The sequence below is a fragment of the Pseudomonas sp. MS19 genome, assembly GCF_013277615.1.
Taxonomy (GTDB): domain Bacteria; phylum Pseudomonadota; class Gammaproteobacteria; order Pseudomonadales; family Pseudomonadaceae; genus Aquipseudomonas; species Aquipseudomonas marincola.
Window position 1 is genome coordinate 64,790 of sequence record NZ_VBTO01000010.1, and the last position, 14,882, is coordinate 79,671.

Consider the following 14,882-nt stretch of genomic DNA (forward strand, 5'->3'; position numbering starts at 1 on the left):
GATAAACGCTGTAGCGTGTTTATCGCCTGCTTAGTTCACCTGGCCATGGCAATGCTTGTACTTTTTACCGGAACCGCACGGGCACGCCTCGTTACGACCGATTTTCTGCTCGGTGCGCGCCGGGGCAACTGCCACCGCTACTTCAGCTTCTTCGGCTTCAGCTTGCGGCTGATTCAGGGCAGAAGCTTCAGCGTGCTGGAACTGCATGCGCTCAGCCATGGCTTCGGCTTCGGCGCGCAGACGCGCTTCCTCTTCGGCCGGATCTTCGCGGCGGACCTGAACGTGCGACAGCACACGAATGGTATCGCGCTTGATCGAATCGAGCAGTTCCTGGAACAGGGCGAAAGACTCGCGCTTGTATTCCTGCTTCGGGTTTTTCTGCGCATAGCCGCGCAGGTGAATACCGTGGCGCAGGTGATCCATGGTCGACAGGTGATCTTTCCACAGGTCGTCCAGAACGCGCAGCAGAATCTGCTTCTCGAAGGTACGCAGTGCGTCGGCACTGGCCATATCTTCTTTCTCGTTATAGGCATTAACGATTTCAGTCAGGATGCGCTCACGCAGGGTCTCTTCGTACAGCTGATGGTCATCATCGAGCCACTGCTGAATCGGCAACTGAATGCTAAAAGCAGTCGACAACGCATCTTCCAGACCACTGACGTTCCACTGCTCTGGCAGCGACTGCGGCGGGATATGCTCGTTGATGGTGCTGTCGAGGACTTCCTTGCGGAACTCGGCAATGGTCTCGCCAATGTCGTCGGACGCCAGCAACGTGTTACGCATGTGATAAATCACTTTACGCTGCTCGTTGGAAACGTCGTCGAATTCGAGCAATTGCTTACGCATGTCGAAGTTGCGGCCTTCAACTTTACGCTGAGCCTTCTCGATGGCGTTGGTCACCATGCGGTGCTCGATGGCCTCACCCGACTGCATGCCGAGGGCCTTCATGAAGTTCTTCACGCGGTCGGAGGCAAAGATGCGCATCAGGCTGTCTTCCAGCGACAGGTAGAAGCGGCTCGAACCCGGGTCACCCTGACGGCCAGAACGACCGCGCAACTGGTTGTCGATACGACGCGACTCGTGACGCTCGGAAGCGATCACATGCAAGCCGCCCGACTCGATCACCTGCTGGTGACGCTTCTGCCAGTCACTTTTGACCTGAGCAATCTGTTCAGGCGTCGGGTTCTCAAGTGCAGCCACTTCAACTTCCCAGTTACCGCCCAACAGGATGTCGGTACCACGACCGGCCATGTTGGTGGCAATAGTCAGTGCGCCAGGGCGACCGGCCTGAGCAATAATTTCAGCTTCCTTCTCGTGGAATTTGGCGTTGAGCACCTTGTGCTCCATGCCTTCCTTGTCGAGCAGGCGGGAAACGTGTTCAGAGGTTTCGATGGTGGCAGTACCGACCAGAATCGGACGACCCTGCGCCTGACACTCTTTGATGTCGGCAATGATGGCGGCGTATTTCTCGTCCTGAGTCAGATAGACCAGATCGTTGAAATCCTTACGCGCCAACGCACGGTTGGTCGGAATAACCATTACTTCCAGACCGTAGATCTGGTGGAATTCGAACGCTTCGGTGTCAGCAGTACCGGTCATACCGGACAACTTGTTGTACAGACGGAAGTAGTTCTGGAAGGTGGTCGAGGCCAGTGTCTGGCTCTCTGCCTGAATGTTCAGGCCTTCCTTCGCTTCGATCGCCTGATGCAGGCCTTCGGACAAACGACGGCCCGGCATGGTCCGGCCGGTGTGTTCGTCGATCAGCAGAACCTGACCATCCTGCACAATGTATTCAACGTTGCGCTGGAACAGCGTGTGAGCACGCAGGCCCGCATAAACGTGGGTCAGCAAGCCAAGATTGTGCGCCGAATAGAGGCTTTCACCCTCAGCCAGCAAGCCGGCCTGAGTGAGCATGTCTTCGATGAACTGGTGGCCCTGCTCGTTGAGTTCGACCTGACGGGTTTTCTCGTCGACCTTGTAGTGACCTTCCTGAGTCACCACGCCCTCTTCTTCCTCGATGTGCTGCTTGAGGGTCGGAATAAGACGGTTGATTTCGCTGTAGAGTTTGGAGCTGTCTTCGGCCTGACCCGAGATGATCAGCGGCGTACGCGCCTCATCGATCAGGATCGAGTCGACTTCGTCGATTACCGCGAAGTTGAGTTCGCGCTGGAATTTCTCATCCAGGCTGAACGCCATGTTGTCGCGCAGGTAATCGAAACCGAATTCGTTGTTGGTACCGTAGGTGATGTCGGCCGCATAGGCGCTGCGCTTCTCTTCCGGCGGCATGAAAGGCGTGACGATGCCAACGCTCATACCAAGGAATTCATACAACGGGCGCATCCAGTTGGCGTCACGACGGGCCAGATAGTCGTTCACCGTAACAACATGCACGCCTTTCCCAGACAATGCATTGAGGTATACCGCCAAAGTTGCCACCAGGGTTTTACCCTCACCGGTGCGCATCTCAGCGATTTTGCCTTCGTGCAGGGCCATACCGCCCACTAACTGCACGTCAAAGTGGCGCATACCCATTACACGCTTACCAGCCTCACGGGCTACGGCAAACGCTTCAGGCAACAGCTGATCAAGCGTCTCGCCTTTGGCTAAACGGGCTTTGAACTCATCTGTTTTGGCACGTAGTTGCTCATCCGAGAGTGCAAGGATTTGCTCCTCGAAGGCATTGACGGTCTGCACCGTCTTGAGCATGCGCTTAACTTCACGCTCGTTCTTGCTTCCAAAGAGTTTCTTTAACAAAGGCGCAAACATATCGACAGGTTCTTCCCACACGTATGGATGGAGGGCGGCCCTACAGTCGCCCATGCAGCCCTGAAGGCTGCTTGCGAAGGAGGCATTCTACTCGGAAAAGGCAATCAGGAAAGTAGCGTTATTGTTCTTCGCTCACTCGCGCGATGTAAGTGGTGGGGTTGACCACTCGACCTTTACTGGTTACTTCGAAGTGCACATGATACCCAGTGGAGCGTCCTGTGCTGCCTACCTGAGCGATAGTTTGGCCACGTTTGACCAGATCCCCGACCTGCACCATATTACGACGATTGTGCCCGTACAAGGTTGTGTAACCATCGGCATGGCTGATTTCGACCACATTGCCGTAGCCCCTTTTGACCCCTGAAAAGGTCACAACCCCTGCGGCCACGGCCACCACCGGACTGCCGGCCTTGGCGGCGAAATCGACACCTTTATGCACGCTGGAGCGCCCGGTCAACGGGTCTGTACGGCGGCCATAATGGGATGAAATATAGCCTTGCAAAACCGGCTGACCGGCGAGGTATTCAGACTCGCTGAGACGACGCTCAGCCAGCAGTTGCTCAAGCACCTGCAACTGGCTTTCGCGGCTGTCGAGTTGCAACGCCAGATCGTCCAGTGTGCTCATGAATGATGGCGGTGCGTAGGCCGATTCCTGCAAAGCATCATCCGGCCCGCCCTGCCCCACATTCAGCGAAAAATCGAACTCGCTCGAGTCCAGATCAGCCAGCTCGGTCAAGCGCTCACCCAGCGCATCCAGGCGCGTCAGGCGTGCCTGCAATTCGGCAACGTGGCCGGCGAAAGCATCCAGTTGGCGCTGCGCATCAACGCGCACTTCACCGACCTCGGCACGTTGTTCATCAAGCGCCTGAGTGACTTCGGCAGTTTGTAGAATTGCGGTGTCTATCGGCGCATGGATCCAGGTCGCAAATGCGGCCCCCATGCTCAACGATACAGCCAGAAACATCGCCAGGCCCAAGGCCATCCAGCGCATGTCCAGACTCACCGTACGAGCGGCGCCGTGGCGCCGACTTAATAAGATTATTTGCACAACTTCCCCTCTGGTGAAGCCAAAGCTGGCAGCAGGTATTCTGCTACCATGACGGCTTCACAATTCAAGGCGTTCAGCCATGACGTTTCGCCCTTTACCGGCCAAGGCCACCTCCGCGCTACTGCGTGAAGTGAAGCCACTCAAAGCGCTGTTCCATCAAGCTCAGAAGCTTGATCAACTGCAGCAACTTGTTGAGAGCCAGTTACAGCCAGCTGCCCGTGAACACTGCCATATAGCATCGTGGCGTGACGGCTGCCTGTTGCTAATTGTCACCGATGGCCATTGGGCCACCCGCCTGCGTTACCAGCAACGACGCCTGCTTAAACAGTTGCAGGCGCTCGAAGCGTTCGCGACCTTAACCAAGATACACTTCAAGGTGCAACCACCGACTGCCGAAAGGCGTGTACCCGGTCGCACTTTTTGTTTATCGGCCAGCGCCGCAGAAAACATCCAGGAAACCGCCGATAGCATCAGCGATCCAAAACTGCGAGCCGCATTAGAGCGCCTGGCCAAACATGTAACCCCGTCCGAATAAATCCATCGGGGCACTTGCCGGCGTTGGCTGGCGACGAATAAAAAGAGGCCACCCGAAGGTGGCCCCGAAAACAAAAAGAAGAGAGTTTATTACTTACACCGCCGCAACCGGGCGCATGTAGGAGATCGGTGCGCTGCTGGCATCATCGAATGTCACAGTTTCCCAGGCATCCGTCTGTTCGATCAAAGCACGAAGCAGGCGATTGTTCAGGGCGTGACCCGATTTGAAACCACGGAACTCACCAATCAAGCTGTTACCGAGCAGGTAAAGATCACCGATTGCATCGAGAATCTTATGCTTAACGAATTCGTCCTCATAACGCAGGCCGTCTTCGTTTAGTACCCGAAACTCATCCACCACAATGGCGTTATCGACGCTACCACCGAGCGCAAGGTTCTGCGAACGGAGGAACTCGATATCACGCATAAAACCGAATGTGCGAGCCCGGCTCACTTCCTTGACGAAAGATGTGCTGGAAAAATCGACACTGGCCGACTGCGTACGATTGCGGAAAACCGGATGATCGAAATCGATCTCGAAGCTCACTTTGAAACCATCAAACGGGACGAACGTGGCGCGCTTGTCGCCCTCGACCACAGTCACTTCGCGCTTGATGCGGATGAACTTCTTAGCCGCTTCCTGCTCTTGCAAACCCGCCGATTGAATCAGGAATACAAATGGACCCGCACTGCCGTCCATGATTGGCACTTCGGATGCGGAGAGCTCGACGTAGGCGTTATCGATGCCCAGGCCAGCCATGGCCGAAAGCAAATGCTCAACCGTATCCACCTTGACATCACCGTTGACCAGCGTGGTCGACATGGTGGTTTCACCAACGTTGTCCGCGTTCGCGGCAATTTCCACGACGGGATCAAGGTCGGTACGACGGAACACGATACCCGTGTCCACAGGTGCCGGCTTCAGGGTCAGGTATACCTTCTCCCCGGAATGCAGGCCAACGCCAGTGGCGCGGATGATGTTCTTCAGGGTGCGTTGTTTAATCATGGGCTTGGCCGCTATAGCGCTAGTTGCGAATTGTTTTCAACAATGGCCGGCGATAATAGCAGAACCGGCCTTTGCTGAACACCAATCGTCCCAATGCTCCTGATACATTTCATTAATCGGCCTGACGACGCAGGAATGCCGGGATGTCCAGATAGTCCAGATCGTCCTGAGGATTGAGCTTAGCGGCTGTGGCCGCGCCGCTGTGGCTCTGACGCTGAACGGTCGGACGCTCGTAGTCCTTGTAGTTGACGGTGTGCTCATTACGCACCGGCGCAGGCGCTGGAGTCTGAGCGTTGTTCGACACTGCAGCGGTCGAGACCTGAACGGTGTTGTCGATAACCTTGACCGGCTTCTCGAGCTTGGCACCCAGACCTGTAGCCACTACGGTGACGTGCAGCTCATCACGCATGTCCGGATCGATCACAGTACCGACCTTGACGGTCGCGTGCTCGGATGCGAACTGCTCGATGATGTTACCCACGTCGGAGTACTCACCCAGCGACAGGTCAGGACCGGCGGTGATGTTAACCAGGATGCCACGGGCGCCCTGCAGGTTTACATCTTCCAGCAGCGGGTTGCGGATAGCCGCTTCAGTGGCTTCGCGAGCGCGGTTCGGGCCGCTTGCGCAACCTGTACCCATCATCGCCATGCCCATTTCGCTCATGACAGTTTTAACGTCGGCGAAGTCGACGTTGATCATGCCCGGGCGTTTGATGATGTCGGAGATACCGCGCACGGCACCGGCGAGAACATCGTCAGCCTTGGCGAATGCCGACAGCAGGCTGGCGTCTTTGCCGAGGATGGTCAGCAGCTTTTCGTTAGGAATAGTGATCAGCGAGTCGACGCTTTCAGACAGGGCACGAATACCCTCGTCAGCGATCTGCATACGCTTGCGGCCTTCGAACGGGAACGGACGCGTTACCACTGCAACGGTCAGAATCCCCATTTCCTTGGCAACCTGAGCAATTACAGGCGCTGCACCGGTACCGGTACCGCCGCCCATGCCCGTGGTGATGAACACCATGTCGGAGCCTTGCAGGACTTCAGCTACACGCTCGCGGTCTTCCATCGCAGCCTGACGGCCGACTTCAGGATTGGCGCCAGCGCCCAGACCTTTGGTCACAGCGGTACCCAGTTGCAGAACAGTGCGCGCACCAATGTTCTTCAGGGCTTGTGCGTCAGTGTTGGCGCAGATGAACTCAACGCCTTCAATGTTGCAAGTCGTCATGTGGTTGACTGCGTTACCGCCGCCACCGCCGACACCGATTACTTTAATGACCGCTGTTTGCGGGATGTTGTCTACGAGTTCGAACATTTTCCCTCTCCTTTTTACTTTCTAGTTGTAACGCCTACTGCAGATGCGGTTTTACTTTAGAAATTTCCCTGGACCCAACGCTTGAAGCGCTCAAGTACAGGCGCCTTGGCCTCGTCGCTGTAACTACCGATCGATGACATCGAGATGCCGTCGTGCTGCTTCTGCAGCCCGTACATCAACAACCCCACACCGGTCGAATAAATCGGGTTGCGTACAACATCAGCAAGCCCTTTGACACTCAACGGCAAACCCAAACGAACCGGCATGTGGAAGATCTCTTCCGCCAACTCGACTGCGCCTTCCATCTTCGCGGTGCCACCGGTGAGAACGATCCCGGCTGGGATCAGATCCTCGTACCCGCTGCGCCGCAGCTCCGCCTGAATGAGGGTGAACAGTTCGTCATAACGCGGCTCGACCACTTCAGCCAAAGACTGACGTGAAAGGTCGCGCGGCGGACGATCACCCACGCTCGGGACTTTGATTGTTTCGCCCGCGCCGGCCAGCTTGGCCAATGCGCAGGCGTAACGAATTTTGATTTCTTCGGCGTACTGCGTAGGGGTACGCAGCGCCATGGCGATGTCATTGGTGACTTGATCGCCGGCAATCGGAATCACCGCTGTATGGCGAATTGCGCCTTCGGTGAAGATGCAGATATCGGTGGTGCCGCCGCCAATATCGACCAGGCAAACGCCCAGCTCTTTCTCGTCGTCGGTCAGTACCGCGTAAGCCGAAGCCAGTTGCTCAAGGATGATGTCGTCAACCTCAAGGCCGCAGCGGCGCACGCACTTCTCGATGTTCTGCGCTGCATTCACTGCACAGGTAACAACGTGCACTTTGGCTTCGAGACGAACGCCACTCATGCCCAGCGGCTCGCGAACGCCTTCCTGGTTATCGATCACGTAATCCTGCGGCAACGTGTGCAGAACCCGCTGATCAGCAGGAATTGCAACGGCCTGAGCAGCGTCGAGTACGCGTTCGAGGTCGGCCTGGCTGACCTCACGATCACGGATGGCGACAATCCCGTGGGAGTTCAGGCTGCGGATATGGTTGCCGGCAACGCCGACAAACGCCGAGTGAATCCGGCAACCTGCCATCAACTGGGCTTCTTCGATCGCGCGCTGGATCGACTGCACGGTGGACTCAATGTTGACCACGACGCCCTTCTTCAGGCCGCGCGAGGGATGAGTACCGATACCGACGATTTCCAGCTGGCCATCAGCCGCGACCTCACCCACCAGCGCCACTACTTTCGAAGTGCCGATGTCGAGAGCAACGATCATCTTTCCGCTCTGCACGTTTGCCATTTGTCTTGCCTTCTCCTGATTCACTGCACGACAGCAGTGTTAGCTGCCGTGATCACGGCCGGTTCACGCCACGCAACGGCCAGGCCGTTGGAGTAACGCAGATCGATCCGCGCAATATTCTCTATTTGGTCACTCAGCTTCTTGTCATAAATCGTCATGAAGCGGCGAATCTTGTCGATCAGATGATCGCGGCCCAGCAGCATCTCAATGCCCTGACCCGTGGTTAAAAACCAGCTGCCACGATCACGCAGCTCAAGGCGCGCGACGGTAAAGCCAATGGGGCGCAACATCTGGCTGAGCACTTGATACTGCTGCATCACTTTTTGCTGCGCCCGCTGCGGACCGTAGAGCTGCGGCAGGTGCTGATAATTCGCCAGTTCCTGCGGGGCAAACGACTGGCCCTGATTGTTCAACAGCGCGGCATCGCCCCAGCGAGCGATTGGCAGTTGCTCTTCGAGCTTGATCTGTACCTGGTCTGGCCATACGCGACGCACTTGTGCGCTGGCGATCCACGGCATGCTTTCAAGCTCGTGACGCATACCGACCAGATCCACGCTGAAGAAGCTCGCCGAGACAAACGGGGCGATGCGCTCCTGCACCGACTGCTGGCTGATGTAGCTCAAGTCGCCATCAACACTGATTTTCGAAATCGGCTGATCGGCATACGGCAGCAAACGCAGCGACGCTTCATACGCGCCAATCCCCAGCGCCAACAGCAGCAACGGCCATGTCACGCTCTTGAGGAACTTGAAGCTCGGTTTCGGCAAGCGCTTGCTCAACGGCTCCTTGGCCACCAAACGGCTGGCGCCGCGCTGCGCAGGCTTGGCACGCAAAGGTGCGCCATTGGTGCCTGGCTGATGACGAAGGATGGCGTTCATGACTTAACCCCGAGCCTCAATACTGTCGGCGAGAATCGCCAACACCAGTTGTTGAAAATCCAGACCGGCCGCTTTGGCCGCCATTGGCACCAGACTGTGATCGGTCATGCCTGGCACGGTATTCACTTCGAGCAACCAGAACGCGCCCTGCGCATCCTGCATCACGTCAACCCGCGCCCAGCCCTGAATGCCTACCGCTTCGCAAGCACGCTCGGTGAGCTGCTGCAGTTCGGCTTCTTTGTCAGCGTCGAGGCCGCACGGAATCCGGTACTGGGTATCATTGGCCAGATACTTGGCGTCGTAGTCGTAAAAGCTGTGCGGCGTGCCCAGACCAATCACTGGCAAGACCTGACCACGCAGCGTTGCGATGGTGTATTCCGGCCCCTGAATCCACTGTTCAACCAGCACCTGGCTGTCGAACTGGCTGGCGGTTTGCCACGCACTGATCAGCTCCTCAACGTTGGCAACCTTGGCCATGCCGATGCTCGAGCCTTCGTGAGCCGGTTTGACGATCAACGGGAAGCCCAGTTCCGCGCCAGCCTGCTGGCAATCTTCAATGCTCGACAGTGCGGCGTGGCGCGGCGTCGGCAAGCCCAGGCTCTGCCAAACCTGCTTGGTGCGCAGTTTGTCCATCGCCAGTGCCGAGGCCAGAATGCCGCTGCCGGTGAAAGGAATGCCTGCGCATTCGAGCAAGCCCTGCATGCTGCCGTCTTCACCGCCACGACCGTGCAGCACGATGAACGCGCGGTCGATTTTCTCGCTAAGCAAGCGCTGCAGCAGGTCGTCGCCAACATCGATGCCGAACGCATCAACACCAGCCGCCTGCAACGCACTCAGTACCGCAGCGCCCGACTTCAGGGACACCTCACGCTCGGCGCTTTTGCCGCCGAACAGGACGGCGACGCGACCAAAAGCGCTGACCGGCAGCTGAGATTTCAATTTTTCAGTACTCATTTAGCTTTACCTGAAGCCACTGCAAACTGCGGGCTCTGCAACAGTTGTGGAGCCAAACCGCCGATGTCGCCCGCGCCCTGACACAGCAGGATGTCGCCAGCACGCAGTAGCGGCTTGATCAGTGGCGCCAGATCGACGCCACGCTCGATATAAATAGGGTCCAACTGGCCGCGCTGACGGATGCTGTGGCAAAGCTGACGGCTGTCGGCGCCCGGAATCGGCTCCTCGCCTGCCGGATAAACTTCCATCAACAGCAGCACGTTGGTCTCGCCGAGAACCTGAACGAAATCGTCATACAGATCGCGGGTACGGCTGAAACGGTGCGGCTGGTAAACCATGACCAGACGACGATCCGGCCAGCCACCGCGAACAGCCTTGATTACCGCAGCTACTTCGCGCGGGTGATGGCCGTAGTCATCAACCAGCATCACTTCACCGCCTTCAACCGGCAGCTCGCCATACACCTGGAAACGACGACCCACGCCCTGGAAGCCGGAAAGGCCCTGAACGATGGCTTCATCAGAAATGCCTTCATCGGTGGCGATGGCGATTGTGGCCAGCGAGTTGAGTACGTTGTGGTTGCCCGGCATGTTCACCGACACATCCAGCGGCTCGCGATCCGGGCGCAATACGGTGAAGAAGGTGCGCATGCCTTCCTGGCGAACATTGATCGCACGCACGTCGGCATCTTCGGCAAAACCGTAGGTCACGGTCGGGCGCGCCACGTGCGGCAGAATTTCGCAGACCACCGGATCATCCACACACATCACGGCCAGCCCGTAGAACGGCAGGTTGTGCAGGAACTCGATGAAGGTTTTCTTCAACTTGTTGAAGTCACCTTCATAGGTGCTCATGTGGTCCATGTCGATGTTGGTGACCACGGCAACCATTGGCTGCAGGTGCAGGAAGCTGGCATCACTTTCGTCAGCTTCGGCAATCAGGTAACGGCTGGTGCCCAGCTGGGCATTGGTGCCCGCGGCATTCAGACGGCCACCGATGACAAATGTCGGATCAAGGCCGCCGGCAGCGAATACCGAAGCCAGCAGGCTGGTGGTCGTGGTTTTGCCGTGCGTACCGGCAACGGCAACACCGTGGCGGTAGCGCATCAGCTCGGCGAGCATCTCGGCACGCGGCACCACCGGAACGCGACGCTCCAGTGCACTGGCGACTTCCGGGTTGGCAGTATTGACTGCGCTCGAAACCACCAGCACATCGGCGTGGGCCGAGTTATCAGCCTGGTGACCGATAAAGATTTTTGCGCCGAACTTCTCCAGACGATCAGTCACGGCCGATGCCTTGAGGTCGGAGCCGGAGACCTGATAGCCCAGATTCAGCAGTACTTCGGCGATGCCGCACATGCCCGCGCCGCCGATACCGACGAAGTGGATATTACGGATACGGCGCATTTCGGGTTGCGGTGCGGCTTTCTGCGACTCAACCACGGGCCACCTCCAGGCAAATCTCAACGACGCTGCGTGTGGCGTCAGGTTTGGCCAGGCTACGGGCAGTAGTGGCCATGGTTTTTAGTTTTTGTGGCTGCATCAAAACCTCGTTCAGCTGCGCGGCCAGCATTGCCGCGTCAGTGGAGCGTTGCGGGAGGAGCACGGCGGCACCCTCGTTCGCGAGAAATTCGGCGTTGCGTGTCTGGTGGTCGTCAATCGCATGGGGCAATGGCAGCAAGAATGCTGGTAAACCCGCTGCCGCCAATTCACTGACCGTTAGCGCACCCGCACGACAAATAACCATGTCTGCCCAACCATAGGCCTGCGCCATGTCCTTGATAAATGGGGCGACTTGCGCTTCGACGCCTACATTGCGATATCGTTCGCCAGTAATTTCACTGTGTTGCTTGCCCGCCTGATGAAACACCTCGGGGCGCACTTCAGGGTCAATCAACGACAGCGCTTCTGGCAGCAATTTATTCAGTGGTTCAGCGCCCAGACTGCCGCCCAAAACCAGCAAACGCGGCTTGCGATTGGCCAGCGGTTGACGCGGGGTTTCCAGGAACAGTTCTTCACGCACCGGGTTACCGGTGGTACGGCGCTTGTCGGATGCGTTGAAGGTGTTCGGGAAGGCTTCACACACGCGAGCGGCGAATGGCGCCAGGCTGCGGTTAGCCGTACCGGCCACTGCGTTTTGCTCATGAATGATCAAAGGTGCGCCACACATGCGTGCCGCCAAGCCACCTGGCCCTGTCACATAACCGCCCATGCCGAGCACGCAGACTGGCTGCAACTGGCGCATGACTTTGCGCGCTTGATACAGCGCTTTGAGCAGCTGGAACGGCGCTTTGAGCAGCGACAGCTTGCCCTTGCCACGCAATCCACTGACATCGATCAGGTGCAGTGGCAAACCGGCAGCCGGCACCAGTTCATTTTCGATGCCACGTGGGGTGCCCAGCCAATGCACGCTGTATCCGCGCGCCTTGAATTCGCTTGCACAGGCCAGCGCCGGGAACACGTGCCCGCCAGTACCGCCTGCCATGATCAGAACATTACCGGCCACGAGCGACCTCCTTTACAGGTGCAGTCGCCAGATCGGCAAAATCCGACTCGGTGAAATCGACATCTTCACTGCCGAGCGAGGTCCGACGCTCCCACTCGATGCGCAGCAACAGCGCCAGACTGACGCAGCAAATAACCAGTGAGCTGCCGCCGTAACTGAGGAACGGCAGGGTAAGACCTTTAGTCGGCAGCAGGCCGACGTTTACGCCGATGTTGATCAGGATCTGGCCAATCCACAGAAATGCCAGGCCGTAGGCCACGTAGGCGGCGAAGAACTGCTTGGCCTTCTCGGCCCACAAACCGATGTACAGAGCGCGCACGCTGACGAACACAAACAGCGCCACGGTGGTCAGTGCGCCAACCATGCCGAGTTCTTCAGCGAGTACCGAGAACACGAAGTCGGTGTGCGCTTCTGGCAGGTAGAACTGCTTCTGGATACTGTTGCCGAGGCCAACGCCAATCCACTCGCCACGACCAAATGCGATTAGGGCCTGACTCAACTGGTAGCCCGCGCCGAACTGATCGGCCCATGGGTCGGCGAAGTTGGTCATACGCGCCCAGCGATACGGATCCTGTACCAGCCAGACCACAGCACCAACAGCCAGCAACACCATGACCCCGAAGCGGAACAGGCCAACACCACCGAGGAACAACATGGCAGCCGCGGCACCGAACATCACCACCGTTGCACCGAAGTCAGGCTCAAGCAGCAGCAACAGCGCCATCGGCATCAGCACGGCGAAAGGCTTGATGAAACCGGCCCAGCTTTCGCGGACCTGCTCTTGGCGACGAACCAGATAACCGGCCAGGAACAACACCACAAAGACTTTGGCGATTTCAGAAGGCTGCACGTTGAATGCACCGAAGCCGATCCAGCGCATCGAGCCGTTTACCTCACGTCCAACCCCCGGAATCAGCACCATCAACAACAGGGCAAATGCCACGAGCAGCAGCATCCAGCCGTAACGCTGCCATGTCGCAATCGGAATCATCAGCACAATGCCGGCCGCGCCCAGACCAATGAGCAGATAGATCAGGTGGCGGATCATGTAATACAGCGGGCTGCCGGTATTGACCGCAGCCACTTCGGTAGACGCCGAGGCGATCATCACCAGACCAATACCCAGCAGTGCCAGGCAACCTGCCAGCAGCGGGAAGTCCATGCTCATGCCGCGCGGGCCGAACAGCGGTGACGGATAAGGACGCAGGAATTCGAACATCAGTTCAACGCCTCCGCCGCTTGTGCAAAGAGGCGACCGCGCTCTTCGAAGTTCTTGAACATGTCCAGGCTCGCGCATGCCGGCGACAGCAACACGGCATCACCCGCCTCAGCCAACTCGGCGCAACGGGCAACCGCTTCTTGCAGCGTACTCACATGCACCAGCGGTGCGCTGTCAGCCAGCGTTGCAGCCAGCAACGGCGCATCGCGACCCAGCAAAACAACCGCGCGGCAGAAACGTGCCACTGGTTTGGCCAGCGCCGAAAAATCTGCGCCCTTGCCATCGCCACCGGCGATCAACACCAGCTTGCCGCTGATATCCGCACCCAAGCCTTCGATAGCAGCCAGTGCAGCGCCAACGTTAGTGGCTTTGGAGTCATCGTAATAATTCACACCGCGCAGCTCGCGAACCCACTGACAACGGTGAGCAAGGCCGGTGAACTGTTTGAGCGTTTCCAGCATGGCTGCCATCGGCAGACCGGCTGCATGGCCCAGCGCTAATGCGGCCAAGGCATTCGACTGGTTATGCGCGCCGCGAATTTTCAGCTCGCTGACCGGCATCAAGGCAGCGAACTTGAAGCCGAGGCATTTCTGGCCGTTTTCATCGATCAAACCGAAACGCTGGAAGTCCGGCTTACCCAAGCCGTAGCTCCAGCAAGGCAACTGATCGGCAATCAGCGGCCGCGACAATGGATCGTCGCGATTCACCACAACCTGCCGTGCTCCACGGAAAATGCGATGCTTGGCCAGATGATAAGCCGGCAGATCAGCGTAGCGATCCATGTGGTCTTCGCTGATGTTCAGGCACGTCGCCACTTCGGCGTTCAGCTGCTCGGTGGTTTCGAGCTGGAAGCTCGACAGCTCAAGCACATAAAGCTCGACATCATCGGACAACAAATCCAGCGCTGGCGTGCCCAGGTTACCGCCTGCGGCGACCTTCTTGCCCGCTGCTGCGGCCATTTCGGCAACCAGCGTGGTTACGGTGCTTTTTGCGTTGGAGCCGGTGATAGCCACAATCGGTGCTTTGGCGTGACGGGCAAACAAGTCGATATCGCCCGACAACTTGACCCCGCGCTTGGCCGCTTCCTGCAACTGCGGCGTGGCAATGGCCAGACCCGGGCTCACCAGCAACTCGCTGGCGCGGCAGAGGAACTCGACATCCAGCTCACCACAGCGCACTTCGACCTCTGGGAACTGTTCACGCAAGGTGGCCAGCTCCGGAGGATTCGCACGTGTGTCTGCCACGGCAAAGCGGGCACCCTGACGCGCGAGGAAGCGCACCAGCGACATGCCACTTTTGCCGAGACCGACAATAATGCGGAAGTTGTCTGTAGCGATCAGGCTCATCGTGTCC

At 58.0% G+C, this 14,882-nt stretch carries 12 protein-coding genes; 1 reads left to right on the plus strand and 11 read right to left on the minus strand.

The features are described 5' to 3' along the window. Nucleotides 1–30: 30 nt before the first annotated feature. Nucleotides 31–2,766, minus strand: a complete 2,736-nt coding sequence (gene secA / locus FEZ62_RS11720; RefSeq protein WP_172927760.1) for a preprotein translocase subunit SecA — start codon at nucleotides 2,764–2,766, stop codon at nucleotides 31–33. A gap of 118 nt (nucleotides 2,767–2,884) precedes the next feature. Further along, nucleotides 2,885–3,814 carry a M23 family metallopeptidase gene (locus FEZ62_RS11725; protein ID WP_069897861.1) on the minus strand — a complete coding sequence of 310 codons (930 nt, stop codon included), beginning with the start codon at nucleotides 3,812–3,814 and terminating at the stop codon, nucleotides 2,885–2,887. Nucleotides 3,815–3,893: 79 nt separating this feature from the next. Here FEZ62_RS11725 and FEZ62_RS11730 point away from each other — a divergent pair, with 79 nt between their 5' ends. Further along, complete coding sequence (locus tag FEZ62_RS11730; RefSeq protein ID WP_069897862.1) at nucleotides 3,894–4,349, plus strand: DciA family protein; 456 nt, start codon at nucleotides 3,894–3,896, stop codon at nucleotides 4,347–4,349. A 93-nt stretch (nucleotides 4,350–4,442) separates the two neighbouring features. Here the strand turns inward: FEZ62_RS11730 and lpxC are convergent, their stop codons facing one another. The 9 genes from lpxC to murD form a co-directional block, all read right to left on the minus strand. Further along, the gene (gene lpxC, locus FEZ62_RS11735; protein ID WP_069897863.1) at nucleotides 4,443–5,354 is read right to left on the minus strand and encodes a UDP-3-O-acyl-N-acetylglucosamine deacetylase; all 912 of its coding nucleotides are present in this window, start codon (nucleotides 5,352–5,354) and stop codon (nucleotides 4,443–4,445) included. Between the two features lie 112 nt (nucleotides 5,355–5,466). After that, nucleotides 5,467–6,669 (minus strand): cell division protein FtsZ, encoded by a 1,203-nt coding sequence (gene ftsZ, locus FEZ62_RS11740; RefSeq protein ID WP_172927761.1) that lies wholly within the window; start codon nucleotides 6,667–6,669, stop codon nucleotides 5,467–5,469. A gap of 56 nt (nucleotides 6,670–6,725) precedes the next feature. Further along, a complete protein-coding gene (ftsA, locus tag FEZ62_RS11745; RefSeq protein ID WP_069897865.1) occupies nucleotides 6,726–7,973 on the minus strand; it encodes a cell division protein FtsA in 1,248 nt (415 codons plus the stop codon). A 20-nt stretch (nucleotides 7,974–7,993) separates the two neighbouring features. Beyond that, nucleotides 7,994–8,851 carry a cell division protein FtsQ/DivIB gene (locus FEZ62_RS11750; protein WP_069897866.1) on the minus strand — a complete coding sequence of 286 codons (858 nt, stop codon included), beginning with the start codon at nucleotides 8,849–8,851 and terminating at the stop codon, nucleotides 7,994–7,996. A gap of 3 nt (nucleotides 8,852–8,854) precedes the next feature. After that, nucleotides 8,855–9,805: a D-alanine--D-alanine ligase gene (locus FEZ62_RS11755; protein WP_172927762.1), complete on the minus strand. Its 951-nt coding sequence runs from the start codon at nucleotides 9,803–9,805 to the stop codon at nucleotides 8,855–8,857. Next, a complete protein-coding gene (gene murC, locus FEZ62_RS11760) occupies nucleotides 9,802–11,211 on the minus strand; it encodes a UDP-N-acetylmuramate--L-alanine ligase (protein ID WP_178115930.1) in 1,410 nt (469 codons plus the stop codon). Before murC ends, FEZ62_RS11755 begins: the two co-directional genes overlap by 4 nt. 28 nt (nucleotides 11,212–11,239) lie before the next feature. Continuing rightward, entirely contained in the window at nucleotides 11,240–12,310 is a 1,071-nt protein-coding gene (gene murG / locus FEZ62_RS11765; RefSeq protein ID WP_172927764.1) for an undecaprenyldiphospho-muramoylpentapeptide beta-N-acetylglucosaminyltransferase, read from the minus strand. After that, the gene (gene ftsW / locus FEZ62_RS11770) at nucleotides 12,300–13,529 is read right to left on the minus strand and encodes a putative lipid II flippase FtsW (protein ID WP_069897870.1); all 1,230 of its coding nucleotides are present in this window, start codon (nucleotides 13,527–13,529) and stop codon (nucleotides 12,300–12,302) included. The genes murG and ftsW overlap by 11 nt, the downstream gene beginning before the upstream one ends. Continuing rightward, a complete protein-coding gene (gene murD / locus FEZ62_RS11775; RefSeq protein ID WP_172927765.1) occupies nucleotides 13,529–14,875 on the minus strand; it encodes a UDP-N-acetylmuramoyl-L-alanine--D-glutamate ligase in 1,347 nt (448 codons plus the stop codon). The genes ftsW and murD overlap by 1 nt, the downstream gene beginning before the upstream one ends. Nucleotides 14,876–14,882 lie beyond the last annotated feature (7 nt).

Coding starts and splice junctions, on each gene's coding strand:
- murC (WP_178115930.1), bottom strand. CDS start 11,211: ATGCGCCGTATCCGTAATATCCACTTCGTCGGTATCGGCGGCGCGGGC.
- murD (WP_172927765.1), bottom strand. CDS start 14,875: ATGAGCCTGATCGCTACAGACAACTTCCGCATTATTGTCGGTCTCGGC.
- FEZ62_RS11750 (WP_069897866.1), bottom strand. CDS start 8,851: ATGAACGCCATCCTTCGTCATCAGCCAGGCACCAATGGCGCACCTTTG.
- FEZ62_RS11755 (WP_172927762.1), bottom strand. CDS start 9,805: ATGAGTACTGAAAAATTGAAATCTCAGCTGCCGGTCAGCGCTTTTGGT.
- ftsW (WP_069897870.1), bottom strand. CDS start 13,529: ATGTTCGAATTCCTGCGTCCTTATCCGTCACCGCTGTTCGGCCCGCGC.
- secA (WP_172927760.1), bottom strand. CDS start 2,766: ATGTTTGCGCCTTTGTTAAAGAAACTCTTTGGAAGCAAGAACGAGCGT.
- ftsZ (WP_172927761.1), bottom strand. CDS start 6,669: ATGTTCGAACTCGTAGACAACATCCCGCAAACAGCGGTCATTAAAGTA.
- FEZ62_RS11730 (WP_069897862.1), top strand. CDS start 3,894: ATGACGTTTCGCCCTTTACCGGCCAAGGCCACCTCCGCGCTACTGCGT.
- lpxC (WP_069897863.1), bottom strand. CDS start 5,354: ATGATTAAACAACGCACCCTGAAGAACATCATCCGCGCCACTGGCGTT.
- ftsA (WP_069897865.1), bottom strand. CDS start 7,973: ATGGCAAACGTGCAGAGCGGAAAGATGATCGTTGCTCTCGACATCGGC.